Source organism: Polyangium sp. 6x1 (assembly GCF_029946515.1).
GTDB lineage: Bacteria > Myxococcota_A > Polyangia > Polyangiales > Polyangiaceae > Polyangium.
This window is the reverse complement of sequence record NZ_JARZHH010000066.1, coordinates 1-16,739: the sequence shown is the minus strand read 5'-3', so window position 1 is coordinate 16,739 and position 16,739 is coordinate 1. Positions and strand designations below refer to the sequence as shown.

The 16,739-nt window shown below is 69.3% G+C and carries 17 protein-coding genes and 1 pseudogene; 10 read left to right on the top strand and 8 right to left on the bottom strand.

Going from position 1 to position 16,739, the window contains the following annotated elements:
- Window positions 1–268: 268 nt before the first annotated feature.
- Window positions 269–709, bottom strand: coding sequence for a DUF2267 domain-containing protein (locus tag QHF85_RS39650; RefSeq protein WP_281332622.1), 441 nt, complete (start codon window positions 707–709; stop codon window positions 269–271).
- Window positions 710–866: 157 nt separating this feature from the next.
- Between QHF85_RS39650 and QHF85_RS39645 the strand changes: the two genes are divergently transcribed.
- Both QHF85_RS39645 and QHF85_RS39640 read left to right on the top strand, forming a co-directional pair.
- Entirely contained in the window at window positions 867–1,271 is a 405-nt protein-coding gene (locus QHF85_RS39645; RefSeq protein WP_281332621.1) for an MmcQ/YjbR family DNA-binding protein, read from the top strand.
- A gap of 96 nt (window positions 1,272–1,367) precedes the next feature.
- Window positions 1,368–2,045 carry a hypothetical protein gene (locus QHF85_RS39640; RefSeq protein ID WP_281332620.1) on the top strand — a complete coding sequence of 226 codons (678 nt, stop codon included), beginning with the start codon at window positions 1,368–1,370 and terminating at the stop codon, window positions 2,043–2,045.
- A 684-nt stretch (window positions 2,046–2,729) separates the two neighbouring features.
- Here the strand turns inward: QHF85_RS39640 and QHF85_RS39635 are convergent.
- Together QHF85_RS39635 and QHF85_RS39630 are read right to left on the bottom strand one after the other, a co-directional pair.
- Window positions 2,730–3,554: a hypothetical protein gene (locus QHF85_RS39635; protein ID WP_281332619.1), complete on the bottom strand. Its 825-nt coding sequence runs from the start codon at window positions 3,552–3,554 to the stop codon at window positions 2,730–2,732.
- A 92-nt stretch (window positions 3,555–3,646) separates the two neighbouring features.
- Window positions 3,647–3,781: pseudogene (locus tag QHF85_RS39630) on the bottom strand (IS630 family transposase); the annotation flags it as partial.
- A 327-nt stretch (window positions 3,782–4,108) separates the two neighbouring features.
- Between QHF85_RS39630 and QHF85_RS39625 the strand changes: the two are divergent.
- Window positions 4,109–4,444, top strand: coding sequence for a hypothetical protein (locus QHF85_RS39625; RefSeq protein ID WP_281332618.1), 336 nt, complete (start codon window positions 4,109–4,111; stop codon window positions 4,442–4,444).
- A gap of 154 nt (window positions 4,445–4,598) precedes the next feature.
- On the opposite strand, the gene QHF85_RS39620 is transcribed toward QHF85_RS39625, so the two are convergent.
- The gene (locus QHF85_RS39620) at window positions 4,599–5,201 is read right to left on the bottom strand and encodes an SMI1/KNR4 family protein (RefSeq protein WP_281332617.1); all 603 of its coding nucleotides are present in this window, start codon (window positions 5,199–5,201) and stop codon (window positions 4,599–4,601) included.
- 93 nt (window positions 5,202–5,294) lie between these two features.
- Here QHF85_RS39620 and QHF85_RS39615 point away from each other — a divergent pair, with 93 nt between their 5' ends.
- The 5 genes from QHF85_RS39615 (at window position 5,295) to QHF85_RS39595 (ending at window position 9,231) form a co-directional block, all read left to right on the top strand.
- Window positions 5,295–5,948, top strand: a complete 654-nt coding sequence (locus tag QHF85_RS39615) for a hypothetical protein (protein WP_281332616.1) — start codon at window positions 5,295–5,297, stop codon at window positions 5,946–5,948.
- Window positions 5,949–6,169: 221 nt separating this feature from the next.
- Window positions 6,170–7,030 (top strand): hypothetical protein, encoded by an 861-nt coding sequence (locus QHF85_RS39610; protein WP_281332615.1) that lies wholly within the window; start codon window positions 6,170–6,172, stop codon window positions 7,028–7,030.
- Between the two features lie 4 nt (window positions 7,031–7,034).
- Window positions 7,035–7,937, top strand: coding sequence for a hypothetical protein (locus QHF85_RS39605; protein WP_281332614.1), 903 nt, complete (start codon window positions 7,035–7,037; stop codon window positions 7,935–7,937).
- Window positions 7,938–7,955: 18 nt separating this feature from the next.
- A complete protein-coding gene (locus QHF85_RS39600; RefSeq protein ID WP_281332613.1) occupies window positions 7,956–8,459 on the top strand; it encodes an ATP-binding protein in 504 nt (167 codons plus the stop codon).
- A 151-nt stretch (window positions 8,460–8,610) separates the two neighbouring features.
- Entirely contained in the window at window positions 8,611–9,231 is a 621-nt protein-coding gene (locus QHF85_RS39595) for a hypothetical protein (protein ID WP_281332612.1), read from the top strand.
- A gap of 428 nt (window positions 9,232–9,659) precedes the next feature.
- Here the strand turns inward: QHF85_RS39595 and QHF85_RS39590 are convergent, their stop codons facing one another.
- Genes QHF85_RS39590 through QHF85_RS39580 form a run of 3 tightly spaced genes read right to left on the bottom strand, consistent with a single transcriptional unit; the run spans window position 9,660 to window position 11,445 of the window.
- Window positions 9,660–10,346, bottom strand: coding sequence for a hypothetical protein (locus QHF85_RS39590; protein WP_281332611.1), 687 nt, complete (start codon window positions 10,344–10,346; stop codon window positions 9,660–9,662).
- On the bottom strand, window positions 10,343–10,639 hold the full coding sequence (locus QHF85_RS39585; RefSeq protein ID WP_281332610.1) for a hypothetical protein: 297 nt from the start codon (window positions 10,637–10,639) through the stop codon (window positions 10,343–10,345). Before QHF85_RS39585 ends, QHF85_RS39590 begins: the two co-directional genes overlap by 4 nt.
- 32 nt (window positions 10,640–10,671) lie before the next feature.
- Window positions 10,672–11,445 (bottom strand): methyltransferase domain-containing protein, encoded by a 774-nt coding sequence (locus QHF85_RS39580; RefSeq protein WP_281332609.1) that lies wholly within the window; start codon window positions 11,443–11,445, stop codon window positions 10,672–10,674.
- A 69-nt stretch (window positions 11,446–11,514) separates the two neighbouring features.
- On the opposite strand from QHF85_RS39580, the gene QHF85_RS39575 reads away from it, so the two are divergent.
- Window positions 11,515–13,452, top strand: a complete 1,938-nt coding sequence (locus tag QHF85_RS39575; RefSeq protein WP_281332608.1) for a tetratricopeptide repeat protein — start codon at window positions 11,515–11,517, stop codon at window positions 13,450–13,452.
- Window positions 13,453–13,480: 28 nt separating this feature from the next.
- On the opposite strand, the gene QHF85_RS39570 is transcribed toward QHF85_RS39575, so the two are convergent.
- Complete coding sequence (locus QHF85_RS39570; RefSeq protein ID WP_281332607.1) at window positions 13,481–14,284, bottom strand: hypothetical protein; 804 nt, start codon at window positions 14,282–14,284, stop codon at window positions 13,481–13,483.
- Between the two features lie 443 nt (window positions 14,285–14,727).
- Between QHF85_RS39570 and QHF85_RS39565 the strand changes: the two genes are divergently transcribed.
- Window positions 14,728–16,557: a cache domain-containing protein gene (locus QHF85_RS39565; protein WP_281332606.1), complete on the top strand. Its 1,830-nt coding sequence runs from the start codon at window positions 14,728–14,730 to the stop codon at window positions 16,555–16,557.
- Window positions 16,558–16,739 lie beyond the last annotated feature (182 nt).

Sequence of the window (16,739 nt, the reverse complement as noted above, 5' to 3'; positions counted from 1 at the left end):
TTGCCTGCCAAGACAGCCGCGCTGACGGTTCAACGGGCGACGTGGTACCAGCGACGGCTTGTGGGAAGAACTGCGCATCGCGCAGTTCTTCCCCAAAAGGTCACGGGCTGGCCCTGCAAAGAGGGGGCGAACAGCTTGAAAAACTCTCCCCGCATCGACTGCGCTTCGCGCAGTCGATGCCCAGAGGTCCAGGGCTGGCCCTGGTTCGGGTCGAGGGGCGAACAGCCCCCGCGGGGTCCGGGGCAGCGCCCCGGCGCGGCGCCTCCCGTCAAGCGGCTGCGCGATGGGGCCCCCAAAGCTCCCACAGCTCCGACGAAAGCTGGCTGCGGAGGTGCTCGATTTCTCCCTGGGGCAAGAGGGCGCGCACGCCTTGCAACACGGCGCGGGCGACGCGCTCGGCCTCGGCTGCCTCGATTTTCAGGTGCTCGGCGAGCAGGTTCAAGAATTCCCCGCGATCGAAGACATCACTCGCGAGATCGCGGTGGGCTGCGCACGGTTGCACGAGGGATTGCAGGGTCTCGGGGAGGCAGCTTGCGAGGTCCTTTGCTTCGCCCTTGCTGAGCCGTCGCGACAGGACACACAGCACGGCCGCGGCGGCCTCGGGCGTACGCACCTTCTGCGGCAGCCTGCCGGCCTGCTCGATGTGCTCGACGATGCGCCGCGACACGGGATCGATCCGCGGGCCGCCCTGAGTTCCCTGGTTTGCCATGTGGCTCCTCCGTTCTCGCTCGACGTCTTGGCTGCAAAGGAGCAAGCGTGGTGCCCGGCCGATGGCCCGCGCTGCAGCGCCCCGCCGGCCGGCCGAGGAGCCTGCTGGCCAAACCCGGCTGTTTTCCCGCGGACCTCGGCCGGTGTACCATGCTCGCATGAAGTGGGAGCAAGTCAGCGAGCTCGCGCGAGAGCTACCCGAGGTCGTCGAGGACACCTGGTTCCGCACGCCCGCGATGAAGGTCCGCGGCAAAGGTTTCTGCCGGCTGCGCGAGGAGGGCGACGTGATCGTCTTCCTCACCGAGAGCGTCGACGAGCAGGAGTTTTTGATCGAAAACCGCCCCGACATCTATTACATCACGGACCATTATCGCGGCTATGCCGCCGTGCTCGCCAGGCTCCCCGCGCTCACCGTCCCCGAATGCCGATTGCGCCTCGAACGCGCGTGGCGTCTCAAGGCCCCGAAGGCCTTGCTGCAGCAGCTCGACGCGCCGGCGACAACCACGAAAGCGCGCACGAAAACGGCGGCCAAGAAGCCGAAGGCCAAGCCCCGCTCGGCATAGACGCGGGGGCCCTCCCAGCAAAGCGGACAGCCTGGCCCACGCTTTGCAATTCCTCCCGTCCGAGGCGCTCGTCGCCCCCCACCAAGGGAGGTTCTCATGGGTCAGGTCATTCGCAAGGATGGTTCGGTCGACGTCATCTTCGAGGACGTGCAGGTCACGCGCGAGCGGGCCGTCGCGCGAGGCGGAGTCTTTCAGGATCTCGCCGAGCAGCGGCTCGGCCCCGTGCTCGCGATGGTGAGCCATGTGGACGCCGAGATCGCGCAGGCCGAGGCCAAAGCAGGGCCGGCGCTCGCCGCCCTCGCGGCCGAAAACGACAGGGCCGACAAGGTGATCGGAAAGGTCTCCGACGACCTCTGGAACGCGCTCGGAAGGCCAGCCCTCGATCCCTACCTGAACCTGCTCTTCCCAGGCGGCATCGCGCCCTATACGGACGGCGACGTCGCCGCCCAGCCGCGCCGCATGGACCTGCTCGTCTCGCTCCTGCGCAGCCACGTCCACCCGCGGCTCCCCGCCGAGCCGTGCGACGCAGCCGCAAACGCCGTGGAGGCAGCCGCCGCATCCCTCCGCGCCCGCGTCGAGCCATCCATGGCCGCGCGGACGCAGCTCGACATGCTCGGACGCGTGCGGAGCGCCCTCGCCCGGACAGCGCAAATGGAGCTCGCAAACCTGAAGCGCCTCTACAAGGGCCACGGCCTCCGCGAAGTAGACATCCACGAGGTGATCCCCGCCCGAAGTCGCCCCTCGACGAAGAAGACGGCTCCGCCCGTGGGCTGAAGCGTCGCGCCGGGGCGCCGCCCCGGGCCCCGCGGGGGCTCTCCGCCCCTCGACCCGGACCAGGGCCAGCCCTGGACCTTACGTGGAAGAACTGCGCTGCGCGCAGTTCTTCCAACAGGCCGTTGATACCGCGTCGCCGGTTGAACCGTCAGCGTGGCTGTCTTGGTGGGCAGGGTCGTCCCTGGTCTTGACCCGGCTGTTCGATGAACTGCGCATCGCGCAGTTCATCGACCCCGAGTCCAGCGCTTGCGCTGGTCCGGGTGCAGGGGTGGACAACCCCTGCTGGGGCCTGGGGCAAAGCCCCAGCGCAGCGCTCCCCAGATGCGTGTCCGCGTACGCTTTCCTGCCCTTTTCAAACCTCACACACGCGCCAGGGGCCGATCCTGTGCCGGCACGGTGCCTGGCACGTGTCACGGCGCCGCGCGCCGTTCGGGGGGGATGGCTCACACACATGCCGGGACACGATCTGCGTCCTCGGGGACACGCTGGCGTCCTTCCCAGACACGCGCGGAGGTCGGGGGTGGGCGGCTGGCCTGCGTCACGGACCCGGGACGAGGTCGGGCAGGCGCGCTGGCGCGTGGACGGGTCGGCGATGGAGATGTCCGGAGGGGGGCGGGACAAAGCACGGACGGCGAGGGCAGGGCGGGGAGGGCGCCTCACCTGTGTGTGGGCCGTGCTTCGGGCTCAGAGGCAATGAATGGGCAGCTTCACCTCCGAGCAGGCCGTCGAAATGTCGGCGTACCCCTCGGAGGGGATCGGGCCGAAGCAATGCTCGTACATTTCGTTCCAGGTCCCGCCTGGCGCGAGCTCGGTATACCCGCCGCCGTACATCATCCAGATGTCGATGGGGTAGGACGCGCTGTGGTTGTGGTAGCTGATCTTGAGCTTCTGCCCGGCGGGCACGGAGAACTCCACCGGATCGACGGTCATCTTGCAGGTATTGTCGACCATGACGTGGACGTGCGCGGTGACGAGCTCCGGCTGGCAGCCCTTGCCGGGCACGTTCACGAAGCCCGGCGAGCAGGTCCCCGCGGGCACACACGCGCCATTGCCACCGTTGACGAGGACGTCGCAGCCCGCCATCACCACGCCGTCGTCGCAGCCCTCGTTCGATTGCAGCATCCCATCGCCGCACGCGCCCGTCACGGCGAGGCAATCGGCTGCGCAATAATCACCCGCCGCCGCATTGCCGTCGTCGCAGGCCTCGGGCGCCTCGACCATACCGTCTCCGCACACGGCCGCCGGCTCGCCGCCGCCGCTGCCCCCGGCGCCACCGATTCCGCCCGCGCCACCGCCGCCGCCCTTCCCGCCCATTCCGCCGGACCCGCCCGCCATGCCGCTGGCGCCGCCCATTCCGCCGGACCCGCCCGCCATGCCGCTGGCGCCGCCCGCGCCCCCCTCGCCGCCCGCGCCCGTGCTGCCGGGCGGTTCACTGCATCCGGCCGCGAGGACGAGGAGCAGGGGAATTCCACAGCGTGAGGTGGATGCAATCCAGGCAGAGATGCGCATCGCTCCCGCATAGCAGGATTCGCTGGGCACGGAAAGCACGACGCGCGTGCACCCCAGCCAGCGGAGGTGACCTTGCCCGTCTCGTCGCCCGACGCAGCGAACAGCGTCGGGGTCCCGTGCCGCACGTAGTCGTGCGAGCGTCGCTCGATTTGCCTGGGCCGCATCGGCGAGAGCGGCTGCGAGCGGTTGAGCGCCTCCATCTGCGATTTCTCGTCCACACAGAGAACGCATGGTCCGGCGGAGTATGTACAGGTCGACGGTGTCGGCGACCGTGTGCATCGCTTGACCGCATGTCGCGCCATCCGCGCGCACTGCCCATGCGCTCTCTGGAAAGGGCAGAGCGCAGTCGAGGCCCCCCTGGCGCGTCCAAGCTGGGAGAACGGCGCACGCGCGGCCCGCACTTCGACAGATAGCCGGGGTTGTCGCGGCGTGACAACGCTGCCGACGCTCGTGGCAAGAGACCGGAGCGGAAAACACCGGTGGCATGGGACGCGCATCGGGGGAGATGCGTCGCCATCGCGACACACAGAACGCTTCCCATCAGGAGAAACGTGATGCATATGCATGACTCCACCGCGTACCGTCTCGCCCTCGCTTTCATGCTGACGACGACTGCCTTCGGGTGCGGCTCCGAAGGCGACGCGGTCGACGCGGTCGCGGAGACCAGCGCAGCGCTCGAGCCTCAAGCTCAGCCTGAGGGCCATGACTGCTGCCCGCAGGGCGATGCCTGGTCCGAACCGGTGGCGCCCGATGTCGGCGATGAGGTCTACGACCATAACGACGACGGCCTTATCTGCTTCAAATTTATCGGGGGCCAAGGGGGAAACAGCGTGCCTGCCCCCGGATTCACCATCAAGGACAACAACAATCCGTGCGAAGAAGCACCCTGACGCACCGGATCCTTCCCTGAACCCACCGACACAACGACGCAAAACCCCCCGTCGACGCACCGGGTTGACGGGGGGTTTTGCGTCGTGCGAGCCGCTGCTGCCGCCGCTCCGTCCGGGGCTCGTGCCGGTGGGCCTTCGGCGCGCGCTCCGTGGCTCATGGATCCGCGAGCAAGTCGAGGTACGGACCGTCGTACGTGCCCGAATCGACGAGATACGTGTGATCGCCGCTCTCGAGCGCATCCGCATACCGTTCGAGCACCGTGGCGAGGTCGCTGCTGCCGCTCGCGAACGGCCCGCCCGCGACCTCCCACTTGATGACCTGCCCGACGCGGCCCGCCGGCCCCGGCGCGAGGTCGATGCAGTAGAAATTGCCGCAGCCATCCTGGGCGATGGGAATCCAGGCCGCGTGCCACTTCACCGGCTTGATACGCGGGACATTTTGCTCGAAGACCTCGTGGTCGGCGAACGTCCCCTTCTTGCGCAGCGTTTCGAGCCCGGCCCGGCGCTTCTTCGCCGCGGCCGCGCCGAGCCCCGCATACTCGAAAATCGGCAGCCCATCGTGGACCGCCCACATCGCCACGAGCTCGGCCGGGAGCGGCTTCCGAAGGGCCTTCGCGAGCGCCTCCACGGCAGCCGGATCGGCCGGCGGGGAAAGCTCCGCAGCCGCCTCGGGGGCGTGCTTTTGCAACCAGGCCGCGACCCGCCGCGTCGCCGCGGCGGCCCGCTGAGGGCGATCGGAATCCTTCAGAGAAGCCATCGGCGCCCCGTACGCCAACTCCGCGGCTGCGACAAGCGCTTGACGCCGAGGGGCTTGGTTTCCGCGGACGGTTGATCCATCGTGCTCGACGCCATGCGCGCTCCTTTCGCCGCCGCGATCCTGATCCCGCTCGCCGTCCTCCTCCCGGCCTGCGCCGGCTACACATCCGAGGCGCGGCGCGCGGAGATTTCCGAAGAGATCCGGAAGACGAATGGGGAGAGCTACCAGCGCGCCCTGTCGGATACGCTCCGCGCGCGCGGCGCCACCCTCCTCGCGGCCAAGGACGAGCCGCTCATGGTGGACAACCTCGAGCGATGCCTCTCGAGCTACCGGGGTCTCTTGCCCGAGCCGCCGGCGACGATCGAGATCAAACGCGTCGACGGCCGGAAGCTCGTCGTCCCCTGCCAGGCGTTCGCCGACGCTTTCCACGTCGGGGCCGCCGAGGTCACGACCGACGACGGGAAGAGCATGCTCGCCGTCCGCGCCGGCACCGACGAGGTGCGATATGCGCTCGCGACCACCGCCGACGGAAAGCTCCTCGTGCTTCGGCCCCAAAAGAAGGTCGTCGATCGGCGCGTCGTCCGTATCCCGGGCACCTGCGATCGGATGCCCCGGAGGCGCCCCATGTTCCTGCCGATGGAACACGCCTACCTGCTCGAAGGACGTCGTGTCGATACGGTCGAATACGTGGACTTCGTCTACGAGGGCCTCGACGAGGACGACCACTGCGACCAATACACGGATTGACGCGCCACGCCATGGCTTGGCTGGTAAGGCCATTGCCCACGGGGCGGGCTGTCGCCGCGCGTTCACGAGAGGCACACCCCCCGGCGTTTACACAGCGGGCGAGCGGCGTGGTCCGGAGGCTCTTTCGTGGCCTCGAACCGCCACGCGAAGAGAAAGCTTCCCTGTGGCAGGGGCCTTGCTTAAGCTCTTGTACTTGCCTTTCTCGGCAAAGGAGACCTTCCATGCGTAAAAGCGGTATCCTCGGGCTCTTGGGCCTCGCGATCGGCCTCACGACGGCGCTCCCGGCGAGCGCCGGCGTCCCCGAGTGCGGCAACCTCCGTTTCGAGGGGCTTTCGAACTGCGAAGTGCGCGTCACGGCCCAGTGCACGGCCGGATGCAGCGAGTTCGGCATCTACAAGACGGCCTGCGCGACGAAGCTCGTGCAGGTCTGCGGCAACCAATGCACGCTCTCGGCGGAGGCGACCTGCACGGACAGCTGCACCGTGCAGTGCAAGTCCGACTGCGACAACGGCGTCAACGTCATCTGCTCCCACAACTGCTTCGAAGAATGCACCGCGAGGCGCGACACCGACTGCGCGGCGAAAGCGGACCCGGCGCAGTGCGCCGCGACGTGGGACGCGAACTGCGACAACGAGTGCGACGCCAAGTGCGTGACCGTGGACGGCGGCTGCTATCAGCACTGCATCGAGTGCTGCGGCGGCTCGTGCACGGCCGACGCCAACATGGACTGCCAGTACAGCTGCCAGGACGTGGAGTTCGAACAGTGCGAGCAGGAGTTCCGCGCGAACTGCGACGCCTCGTGCAGCGGCGACGGCGCGCTCTTCTGCGGCGGCGAGTACATGATCTCCGGCTCGCAGCTCCCGGCCTGCCTGAAGGCGCTCGCCGCGCAGGGCATCGAGGTGAAGGCCGAGGCGACCGTGACCATCGGCCCCGACGGCATCAACGGCGACGTCACCGCGGGCCTCTGCTCCTACAGCCCGGGCGACAAGACCACCCTCGTCGGGCCGTTCGCGCTGTTCGCCGCGGCCACGGCCGGCTGGCTCTCGCGGCGCCGCAAGCGCGATTCGCGTCCCTCGCGGTGATCCGATGATCGTGCGGCCGACCTCCCTTTCGCGTTTCATGCTGTGCGTCGTCGCGCTCGCTGGCTGCGCCGACGAGGAATCAAATACGGAGGTGGTGGTCGGCCTCACGACCAACATGGCCGTCGGGTTCGACTTTTATGAGCTCGAGCGGACCGTGAAGGTCGACGGCGTCGTCGCGCAGAGCGAGCGCCTCTCGTATGGCGCGGGCAGCCTGCGCCTCCCGGCGGAGCTTCGGGTCCCGACGGCGAAGGACGGCGCCACGATCGAGCTATCGCTCACGGCCAAGCACATCGGCGAGGACGTCCCCGTCGTGACGCGGGAGGTGGGGACGCGCGTGCTCGGCGGGCAATCGCTGCTCTTGCCCGTCTCCCTCGACGAGGCGTGCGCCGGGGTGTCCTGCGCGGCGAATACGACCTGCGTGAAGGGCGCGTGTGCCTCCCCCTTCCTGGAACCGTCGTCCCTCGCGGCCTACGATCCGGCGTGGATGCAATCGGCCGAGGACGCGTGCAAGATGGCGTCTTCGGGGGAACCGGCGATCGTGGTCGGGAAGGGGCAAGACGCATTCGCCCCGCTCACGGAGGGCGAGGTGGTGGCGATCGAGCAGGGCCCCCAGGGCGGCCACCACGTATGGCTCGCGCTGCGCGTGACGGGCCTGCGGCAGATGGGCTCGACGCTCAAGATAGGCGGGGTCTATCCCGACCTCGACTACAAGCTGCCTCCGGCCTCCTCGCTGGCCACGCTGCGCAAAGCGGGCGACCATTGCGAGCTTTACGGAATCCGATTCCAGGTGGACCGAGGCATCGAGGTCGAGAGCGTCCGGGGCCTTCCGCTCGACGTCGATCTCGTCCTCACGGACCCGACGGGCGACGCCGCGACGGCCAAGACGCGGGTCGTCATCGCGCCCTGACGGGGCCAGAAATCACGCATGCTGAGCGAGGCCGAGCGGGCCGAACGACGCAAGCGATGGGGCGACCGCGTGCCTCAGTGCGTCCTCTTCATCGGCCTGCCCGCGGCCGGAAAGTCGACCTATTTCCGGGCGCGGTTCGTCGATACGCACATCCGCATCAACGGCGACATGCTCCGGACGGCGGCACGCGAGCGGCTGCTCGTCGAGGCGTGCCTGCAAGGCGGGACGAGCTTCGTCGTCGACAAGACGAACGTGTCCCGCGCCGAGCGAGCGAGGTACATCGAGGCCGCGCACGAAGCGGGTTTTTGGGTGCACGGGTATTTCTTCGAAAGCAGGAAGGACCTTTGCCTCGATCGGAACGCGAAGCGCCCGCCGCACGAGCGCGTGCCGGACGTCGCGGTGCTCGGCATGCGGTCGAGGATGGAGCTCCCGTCGCGCGGGGAGGGATTCGACGAGCTCTCTTTCGTGCACGGGGCGGAGGGGTCGTGGAGCGTGGAGGCGTATCGCGAGGGCACTCGATGACGGCCCCCGGATCGTGCGACGCGTTTGTCCTGGTATCGGGTGGGCGACGAGCGCGAGCAAGTCCCCATCTAGAGCGGAAATTTCCACAACAAAGTTTCGGGGAACAAATCGCCAACCTCGAGCGTCGAGGCGCGCCATGAACATTCTCCGCATGGCTCTTCTGTGTTTCCTGGCCCTCCCCGCATGCTCCAGCGAAAAGGGCGATATCTTCTCGAACGGCGGCAGCTCGGGCGACGAGGGCGGCGCCGGGGGTGGTGCCGCCTCGAGCTCGTCGAGCGCGAGCTCCGGCAATGGCGGCAGCGGTGGCAGCGGCGGCGGTGCCGCGTGTAATTCCTCCCCGGGATCCCTCTCGTTTCACGGCGTGCGCACGACCTCGTTCGACAACACGATGGCGATGGCCTCGGGCACGTACGGCAACCCGAACGACAGCACGCTCGCCGCATACTGGGCGCCTGAGGACATGCTGGAGCTCCGCGCCGAAAACGCGGAGTGGAAGGTGGAGCTCAGCCTGCACCTCGGGGCGAACATCGAGCCGCCTTTGACGATCACGCCGAAGAGCTTCCCGCACTCCGTGTACGGCGCCTGTTTCGTCAGCGGCCTCGGAATGGCGAACTCCCTCTGCGGAGAAGACGGCTTCGAGGTGACCGTGGACAGCCTCGCGTGCAATCGCATCCAGGGCTCGTTCAAGGGCAGGGCCGCCTCCTTCAACGGATACAACTTCCTCGACGTCGATTCGGGCACGTTCGACGTGCCGATCGGTTCGATGCCTTGATGGGCGAGCCCCGTCCTCGACATCACGTTTTGTTGCAGCACAAAACGAACGCGCCGCGTACTTTGGAAAAACCGCGGCGAGATGCTATCGAAGAGGGATGCGAGCCATTCTCCTCCTCGGTTGTCTTCTGGTCACTACAATGACCACTGGCTGCGTCGCGACCGCGCGGGGCGGCGCATACGCGGGCAGGGACGATCGCTGGGACAGGAATCGATCGCGCACGACCACGTACCGATCGACGTCCTCGCGTCCGAGCGCGTCGCGTCCGAGCACGGCGCGTCCTTATGCCAGCCGCGCCAGCAACGAAGATTGCCCGCCGGGGCACCGATGGTCCGACGGGCGTTGCCACGATACCGGCAAGGGGCACGATCCGAACAAACATCGCGGGCACGCCAAGGGCAAGAAGAGGTAGCGGCCGGCAGGAGCGCTCACCGGCGCGCGCGCCGGACCGCATACGTGACGCCCCAGAACAGGAGCATGCCCGGCAGACCGCCCACGACAATCGGCAACAAGAACTCGAACGTGAAGGGTTCCGGCCGAAGTTCGAGGTACCACGCGACCGCTGGGAGCGAACCGAGCGACACGGCCACGAGCGCGATGCAAAAGCCGAGGCGCGCGAGCACCGTCCGGCCATGCACGAGCCCCGCGACGAGCCCGAACAGAGCGGCCACGACGACGGCCGCGACGAGCGAGCCCGGATCCCCGAACCACATGTCGAGCCAGCCCGCGCGGATCATGGCGCCGGCCACGCCTCCACCGGCGGCAATGCCGAAATTCCGGGCCGCGCGCATGCTCTCGGGGTCCGTGCCCTCGCCGTCCATGGCGCCGCGGATCTGGGCGCGCGCGAAGTCGGTCATCTCGCCTGGATCACGCCCTTCGCGGCGCAGCACGAACGCGGCGAGGACGAACATCAGGCCGAGCGCCGGGACCTCTGTCACGATGAACGTGAGGCCGGCGGCCGCGAGCGGATGCGTGGCCGCATCCTCGCCGAGCTCGGCCGCGAGGAACACCGCGTAGGGCCCCGTTCCCGTCTTGACCCAGTGCACCGTGAGCGCAAGCGCCACGGCGCAGAGCAGGCCACCGACGAGCCGGACGCGGAGCGGGAAAGGGTTCAAGGCGTGGGTGGGGGCGACGTCTCTTCGGGTTTGGCCAGTGGCTTTTGCGTCTCGCAATCCACGGGCTCGACCCACGGCGGATTCGCGGCGTGCGTGATGGTGCACGTCCCATCCGCGTTCTTCGCAAAACCTTCCTTCACGCTCCCGAGATTCGGCACCCAGTCCTGGTTCTCCGGCCCGGTGCCTTCGGTCTGCGGATCCGGCTTCGTGGGCTCCTGCGTCGCTCCTCCGCACCCCGCGGCGATCGTGACCACGAACGCCGCCGCGAGCCGCGGAACTCTCTTGCGTTTCATCCGGACGAGTAGATGCGAGCCACGCCGCCCCGTCAAGAAGACGCAGCGCGTGTCGCCACGACGAACCGGCGCGTGAACGGGAACGGCGTGCCCGAGGGCAGGGCAGGATAATCCGATTGCAGCAAAGGCCGGAGCGTATCCAGGAAGGCCGCGGCATCCTCGGGCCCGAGCGCGGTCACGATGGGCCGCAGCGTGGTGCCGAGCAGCCATTGCAAGACCGCGTCCTCGCCGGGGAGCACGTGCAGGTAGGTCGTGTCCCACGCCTCGACCGTGCATCCGAGGCCGACGAGGTGATCCAGATAGAAGGCCAGGGGCTCGGCGTGTCCTCGGCGCACGTCACGGAGCGTCGCTGCAAAGCGGGGCAGGGCGCGGACCTCTTCGACGCGCCGATGCGAAGGCGCCTCGAAATTCGCGGGCACCTGGAACGCCAGCGTCCCGCCGGGCTCGAGGAGGCCAGCGAGATGCGTGAGCAGCGCGGCGTGGTCGTCGAGCCAGTGGAGGGCCGCATTCGAGAAGAGCACGGAGGCGGGGCCGGGCAGCTCGACGCGGGCGAGGTCGGCCTGGAGAAAGCGGACGCGGGAGGACGCGTGTTTCGCCTGGGCCTCGGCGAGCATGGCCGCGGAGCTGTCCACGCCGAGGATCTCGGCCGCGGGCCAGCGTTCGGCCAGGGCGAGGGTCAGGTCGCCCGTGCCACAGCCGAGGTCGACGACCCGCGCGGGGGCCGTGGTTTTTACCTGCGCGAGCAGATCAAAAAAAGGTCGGCGGCGCGCTTCGCGGAACAGGTTGTATTGCCTCGGATCCCACATGAAAGATGCGGTCACGTATCACGGCCGGGCGCTTTCGCAACTTGACAAACATGTCGGTCCGAAGGTTCGATGAAACGCATGCGTCGCTCGGCCGCTCCACTGCTGCTCCTGGGATTCGCGCTCCTCGCCGCCGGCGCATGTGGAGGGGCTTCGCCCGAGACGCCGGCTCCCCAGGCGGCCACGCGCGCCGCCGCGGGCGCCTGCGGAGCCACCACCGAGGGCGCTTGCCGGGCCGCGTGCGACGGCGGAGACGCGGCCTGCTGCGAGCGCCTCGGCGACCTCGTCCTGCGGGATCGCGACCGCGGACCTTCACGGGCCCTCGCCGCGGCGGAGGCGCTCGGCAAGGCGTGCAACGGCGGCCACGCGCGCGGCTGCCAGAAGCTCTCCCGGCTCATGCACGACGGGTTTCCCGGCGCGCTCGCCGGCAATCCCTTCCACGCCGCCACCCTCGCGCGCCGCGCCTGCGACGGCGATGACCCTGCGGGATGCGGCGATCTCGGGCGGATGCTGCTCCACGGCGTCGGCACCGACGCGGACGAGCTGCGGGGCGCCGCCTTGCTCGCGCGTGCCTGCAATGCCGGCGACGGCAAGAGCTGCGACGTGCTCGGCATCGCGCTGCTCTTCGGCCAGGCCGTCACGCGGGATCCCGAACGCGCGCAGGAGCTCTTCGTCAAGACCGTGCAGGTGAGCGAGAAGGGCTGCGCGGCGGAGGATCCGCGCGCTTGCCTCGTGCTCGGCGCGGCACTCTTTCGCGGGCGTGGCGTGCGGCGGGACCAGGCGCGCGCCGTGCCGTTTTTCCAGCTCGCCTGCGATGCAGGGCTCGCCGACGGATGCGATTGGCTGAGCGAGGTCTACGCATACGGCCTCGGCGCAGCGACCGATGCGGGACGCGCCCTCGCCCTCGCGCAGCAGAGCTGCGAGGAGGGGAGCCCCCACGGCTGTGCCAGCTTCGGCGCGCTTCGCGCAGAAGGCTCGACCGGCCCGAAAGAGCTCGCCGAGAAGGCCGCGATCGCGCAGCGCGCGTGCGACGCCGATCCGTCGGCCTGCATCTACCTCGGCACGGCGTACGCGGCGGGCGAGGCGGTGCCGAAGGATCCGCAGAAGGCGGCCATGCTCTACCGGCGCGCGTGCGCCACGGGATCGGCGGCGGCTTGCACGAGGCTCGGGCTGGCCATGGTGCGCGGCGAGGGTGTGACGAAGGACCCGCGAGGCGGCTTGCAGCTCGTGTCTGCGGCGTGCGACGCGCGCGTCCAGCATGCCTGCATGCGGCTCGGCCAGCTCTTCATGGAGGGAGAAGGGACCCAGAAGGATCCGGCACGCGCGGCCGTGCTCTTCGTCGAGAGCTGCGAGGGTGGCTCGACGCTGGCCTGCGAGGCGGCGGCCGACGCCTATGCCGAGGGAAAGGGGACGACACGTGACGACATGCGCGCGGCCGAGCTCTATCGTCGCGCGTGTGATGCGCGGAATCCGTCGGCGTGCGCCGAGCTCGGCGTGCTCCGCGCGGAGGGCCGCGGCGGTCCGCGCGACGAGGCGGCGTCGACCGAGCTCCTCCGCAAGGCGTGCGAGGGCAAAAGCGATCTCGGCTGCGCGCTCCTCGCGGCGAAGCCTGGGGACCGCGTCGCTCTGCGCGCGAAGAGACGCATGAGGGTCGAGGAATGCAATGCGCTGATCGGGGTCATCAACAAGGGCGTGGAGGATCTCAACAAGACGGCGCGCGGCGAGGATGATCCGACAGGCGCGCGCGAGCTCCGCGCCATGGCCGACCAGATGGACCGCGTGGCGCAGCAGGCGGCGGGCGTCCGCCTCACGGTGCCCGAGCTCGTGAAGTTCAGCGCCGATTACCGGGGGATGGCCGTCACCGTCGCGAAGGCCGCGCGCGCCATGGCGAAGGCGGCCGAAGCGAAGGATCTTCCCGGCATCAACGCCGCGCAGGTCGACCTCGCGAAGGCGGTCAAGCAAGAGGACCCGCTCGTCGACGCCATCAACAAATTCTGTCAGGCCCCCTGAAGCGCCCGAAGGAATGCGCCCGGGAGCGTCACGCCGCGCGCGGGCACCCCGTGAAATACAGCGCCGACCCCGCGACGCCCGCGTCCCAATCGTACGCGTCGCCGCCGGGCACGGCGCGCGCGATCGCGAGCAGCTCCTCGGGCGCGTACGCGCGAATCGCCGAGACCGTGCCGTCCCACGCCACGAGCGCCGGGATCAGCGGCACGAGGTACGTCAGCGCAAAACGCGACGCCCTGAGCGGGCGCACGAACGGGACCAGGAAGAACGAGCCGACGAAAAGCGCCGTCATGTTCACCCCCATCATGAGCGGCGCGAGCGCGCCCGGCAGCCGCCGCAGCGCGGGCGAGGCCGCGACGTCGAAGAACGCGAGGGGTTTGCCGTCGGCAACCATCGAAGCCACGAGCGCCGTGACGGCCTCGGGTGGGAAGTGGTGCAGCGCGCCCCACATCGTGCGCACACCGTCGAGCTCAGCCGGGACCGCGAGCGCGTCGACGGGTTCGTCGCGGTACACGAGCCTCGGATCGCTGCGCGCCGCGACGCGCGCGCGTCCCGCCTCGTTCGGATACCGGTCGGTCAGGACGAACCTCACGTCCTCGCGCCCCTCGTCGCGCAGCGCGCGGATCGCGTAGAGCGCGCCGCCGCCGCCGCCCGAGCACACGTCGATCACTTGCGTGCGGCCGGTCCGATCGAGCAGCGCCGCGAGCTTCGGCACCACCCCGCGGTAAAACCCCAGGCGATCGAAGCCCAGATCGAGCAGATCGGTGCCGCCGTCACGGATGGCGGCTGGCATCCAGGGGAGATCCTCGAGCTCGACGAGTTGCATGCGGCGCACGATCGCGATGATGGGGGGGCTCGCGCCGCACTTCAAGGCCCCCGGGAGGCGCCGCGCCGGGGCGCTGCCCCGGGCCCCGCGGGGGCTATCCGCCCCTCGACCCGGACCAGGGCCAGCCCTGGACCCTTTGGGGAAGAACTGCGCATCGCGCAGTTCTTCCCACAGGCCGGTGGCAAGACCGTGGAGGTTCATTTTTGCTGTCGACGGGCACCTTTGCCGCCTTGGCTGGCGGGCTCGTCGCTGGTCTTGCCTCGGCCTGTTCGATGAACTGTGCGGAGCGCAGTTCATCGACCCCGAGTCCAGCGCTTGCGCTGGTCCGGGTGCAGGGGCGGACAGCCCCTGCTGGGGCCTGGGGCAAAGCCCCAGCGAAGCCGCTTCAGGTAAGGTGTTCGAATCGAGAAACGAGGTTATAAGGAAGCGCGCCGGATCCGGTACAATGAGCCGTGACGACGCCTACCCTTCCAGACGAGCACGCCGATCCTCCCGCGGCTGTCTCGGGCGCAGCGGACGCCCGCCCTCGCACGACGCTCGCGCGGCAAACCCTCCTCCGGATGGCGCTGCGCCTCTCGCTCGTCATCGCGGCGCTCACCGCGGTGAGCTACTGGCATACGTTCGGCGTGGCCACGCAGCATTCGCTCGACGGGCTCGCGAACCACATCGCGGCCCGCGCGCGGAGCGAGCGGTGGCTCTTCGATCTCGCGATCGACAACCTGCGCACGCTCGCCGCCGAGGTGCCGAAGCGCCTCCGCGAGGCGCCGCCGGGCGACCCGAAGGAGGCGTTCGATCGGCGCTTCGTCGCGTTTCCGGACGGCGTCGTCCGCAGCCGCCTCGAGGGCTTCGATCCGGCGCGGCATGCGGGCGCGACGATCATGAACCCGGCAGAGCTCGACGCCGCGGTCATGCGCCGCGTCCTCGTGTACCAGGACGCCGTCGCGCAGATGGGCCTGGCGATGCACACGCGCTTCCAGAACACGTACATCGTCGACGGCGCAAACTTCGCAGTCACGTACTGGCCCGCGTCGCCCCGCTGGACCCTCGAAATCAAGCCCAACCACGATTACGCGGGAGCCGAGCTCTTCGTCGAAGCCGCCCCCGCGAAAAACCCCGAGCGCAAGAGCAGCTTCAGCCAGGTCTACATCGACCCCGTCCTCCGGGCGCCGGTCGTCACCATGAACCTCCCGATGTACGACGGCGAGAGGTTCCTCGGGATCGTAGGCCATGACATCACCCTCACGGAGCTGCTCGATCGCACGGTGAACGTCCGGCTCGACGGCACCTACAACCTCATCGTCCACCGCAATGGCAACATCATCGCGCACCCCGCGCTGACGCGGGCCCTCGCGGAGGCGAACGGCGGCCTGCACGTCTCGAAATCGGGGGATCCCGCGCTCCCCGCGATCCACGCGGCGGCGCTCGCAGTCTCCTTCGGCGAGGGCGTCACCGAGGCCGGCGACGCTCACCTCGGCGTGGCGCACATCGACGGCCCCGACTGGTTCTTCGTCACGGTCTACCCGAAATCGCGGTTGCGCGCCCAGGCCTTCCAATCGGCGCGGTTCGTCCTTTTCGGCGGGCTTGCCTCGCTCCTTCTGGAGGTCCTCCTGCTGTCGTGGGTCCTCAAAAAGGAGGTCGCGGCGCCGCTCGGCGCGCTCACCCAGGCCACGCGGAAGGTCTCCGCCGGGGAGATGGACGTCGCACTCGACAGGGCGCGGCGCGACGAGCTCGGCGAGCTCGCGGAAGCGTTCCACCACATGACGGACGCGGTTCGCGAGCGCGAGGCGCAGAGCAAGGAGAGCCGCGAAGCACTGCAGAAGCTCGCAGGCGAGCTCGAGGCCATGCTGCTCCGCGAGCGCGAGAAGAACGACGCACTCTCGCGCCTCCGCGCCGCGGTCGACGTCCTCTCCACGCCGGTGCTCGAGGTCTGGAAGGACGTCCTCGCGCTGCCCATCGTCGGCGCCGTCGACGAGCAGCGCGCGCAAAAGATGATGGAAAAGGTCCTCGACGAGGTCGCGCGCACGCAATGCCGCTACATGATCCTCGACATCACGGGCGTGGACACCATCGACGCGGCGACCGCCGATCGGCTCCTCAAAGTGGCAGCCGCCGTGGAGATGCTCGGTGCGCGTTGCGTGCTCACGGGCATTCGCCCCGTCGTGGCGCGGGCGCTCCTCTCGCTCGACGTCTCCTTCGGCGACCTCCGGACCTTGCGCACGCTGGAGGACGGGCTGCGCCATTGCCTGCACCACCTCTCGGCGGCGCCGCGGCAACGGCGCTGAGCGTCTGGGCTCGGAGGCGCCTCGCTGGGGCTTTGCCCCAGGCCCCACCAGGGGCTATCCGCCCCTGGACCCGGACCAGCGCAAGCGCTGGACTCGTGGTCGATGAACTGCGCAATGCGCAGTTCATCGAACGGGCCAGGTCAAGACCGCAACCGACCCTGCCAACCAAGACAGCCGCGCTG

Excerpts from the sequence above, each read along its gene's own strand:
- QHF85_RS39580 (WP_281332609.1), bottom strand. The coding sequence starts at position 11,445 with ATGTGGGATCCGAGGCAATACAACCTGTTCCGCGAAGCGCGCCGCCGA.
- QHF85_RS39615 (WP_281332616.1), top strand. The coding sequence starts at position 5,295 with ATGCGCGCTCCTTTCGCCGCCGCGATCCTGATCCCGCTCGCCGTCCTC.
- QHF85_RS39595 (WP_281332612.1), top strand. The coding sequence starts at position 8,611 with ATGGCTCTTCTGTGTTTCCTGGCCCTCCCCGCATGCTCCAGCGAAAAG.
- QHF85_RS39620 (WP_281332617.1), bottom strand. The coding sequence starts at position 5,201 with ATGGCTTCTCTGAAGGATTCCGATCGCCCTCAGCGGGCCGCCGCGGCG.
- QHF85_RS39650 (WP_281332622.1), bottom strand. The coding sequence starts at position 709 with ATGGCAAACCAGGGAACTCAGGGCGGCCCGCGGATCGATCCCGTGTCG.
- QHF85_RS39645 (WP_281332621.1), top strand. The coding sequence starts at position 867 with ATGAAGTGGGAGCAAGTCAGCGAGCTCGCGCGAGAGCTACCCGAGGTC.
- QHF85_RS39635 (WP_281332619.1), bottom strand. The coding sequence starts at position 3,554 with ATGCGCATCTCTGCCTGGATTGCATCCACCTCACGCTGTGGAATTCCC.
- QHF85_RS39625 (WP_281332618.1), top strand. The coding sequence starts at position 4,109 with ATGCATATGCATGACTCCACCGCGTACCGTCTCGCCCTCGCTTTCATG.
- QHF85_RS39585 (WP_281332610.1), bottom strand. The coding sequence starts at position 10,639 with ATGAAACGCAAGAGAGTTCCGCGGCTCGCGGCGGCGTTCGTGGTCACG.
- QHF85_RS39575 (WP_281332608.1), top strand. The coding sequence starts at position 11,515 with ATGAAACGCATGCGTCGCTCGGCCGCTCCACTGCTGCTCCTGGGATTC.
- QHF85_RS39600 (WP_281332613.1), top strand. The coding sequence starts at position 7,956 with ATGCTGAGCGAGGCCGAGCGGGCCGAACGACGCAAGCGATGGGGCGAC.
- QHF85_RS39605 (WP_281332614.1), top strand. The coding sequence starts at position 7,035 with ATGATCGTGCGGCCGACCTCCCTTTCGCGTTTCATGCTGTGCGTCGTC.
- QHF85_RS39610 (WP_281332615.1), top strand. The coding sequence starts at position 6,170 with ATGCGTAAAAGCGGTATCCTCGGGCTCTTGGGCCTCGCGATCGGCCTC.
- QHF85_RS39640 (WP_281332620.1), top strand. The coding sequence starts at position 1,368 with ATGGGTCAGGTCATTCGCAAGGATGGTTCGGTCGACGTCATCTTCGAG.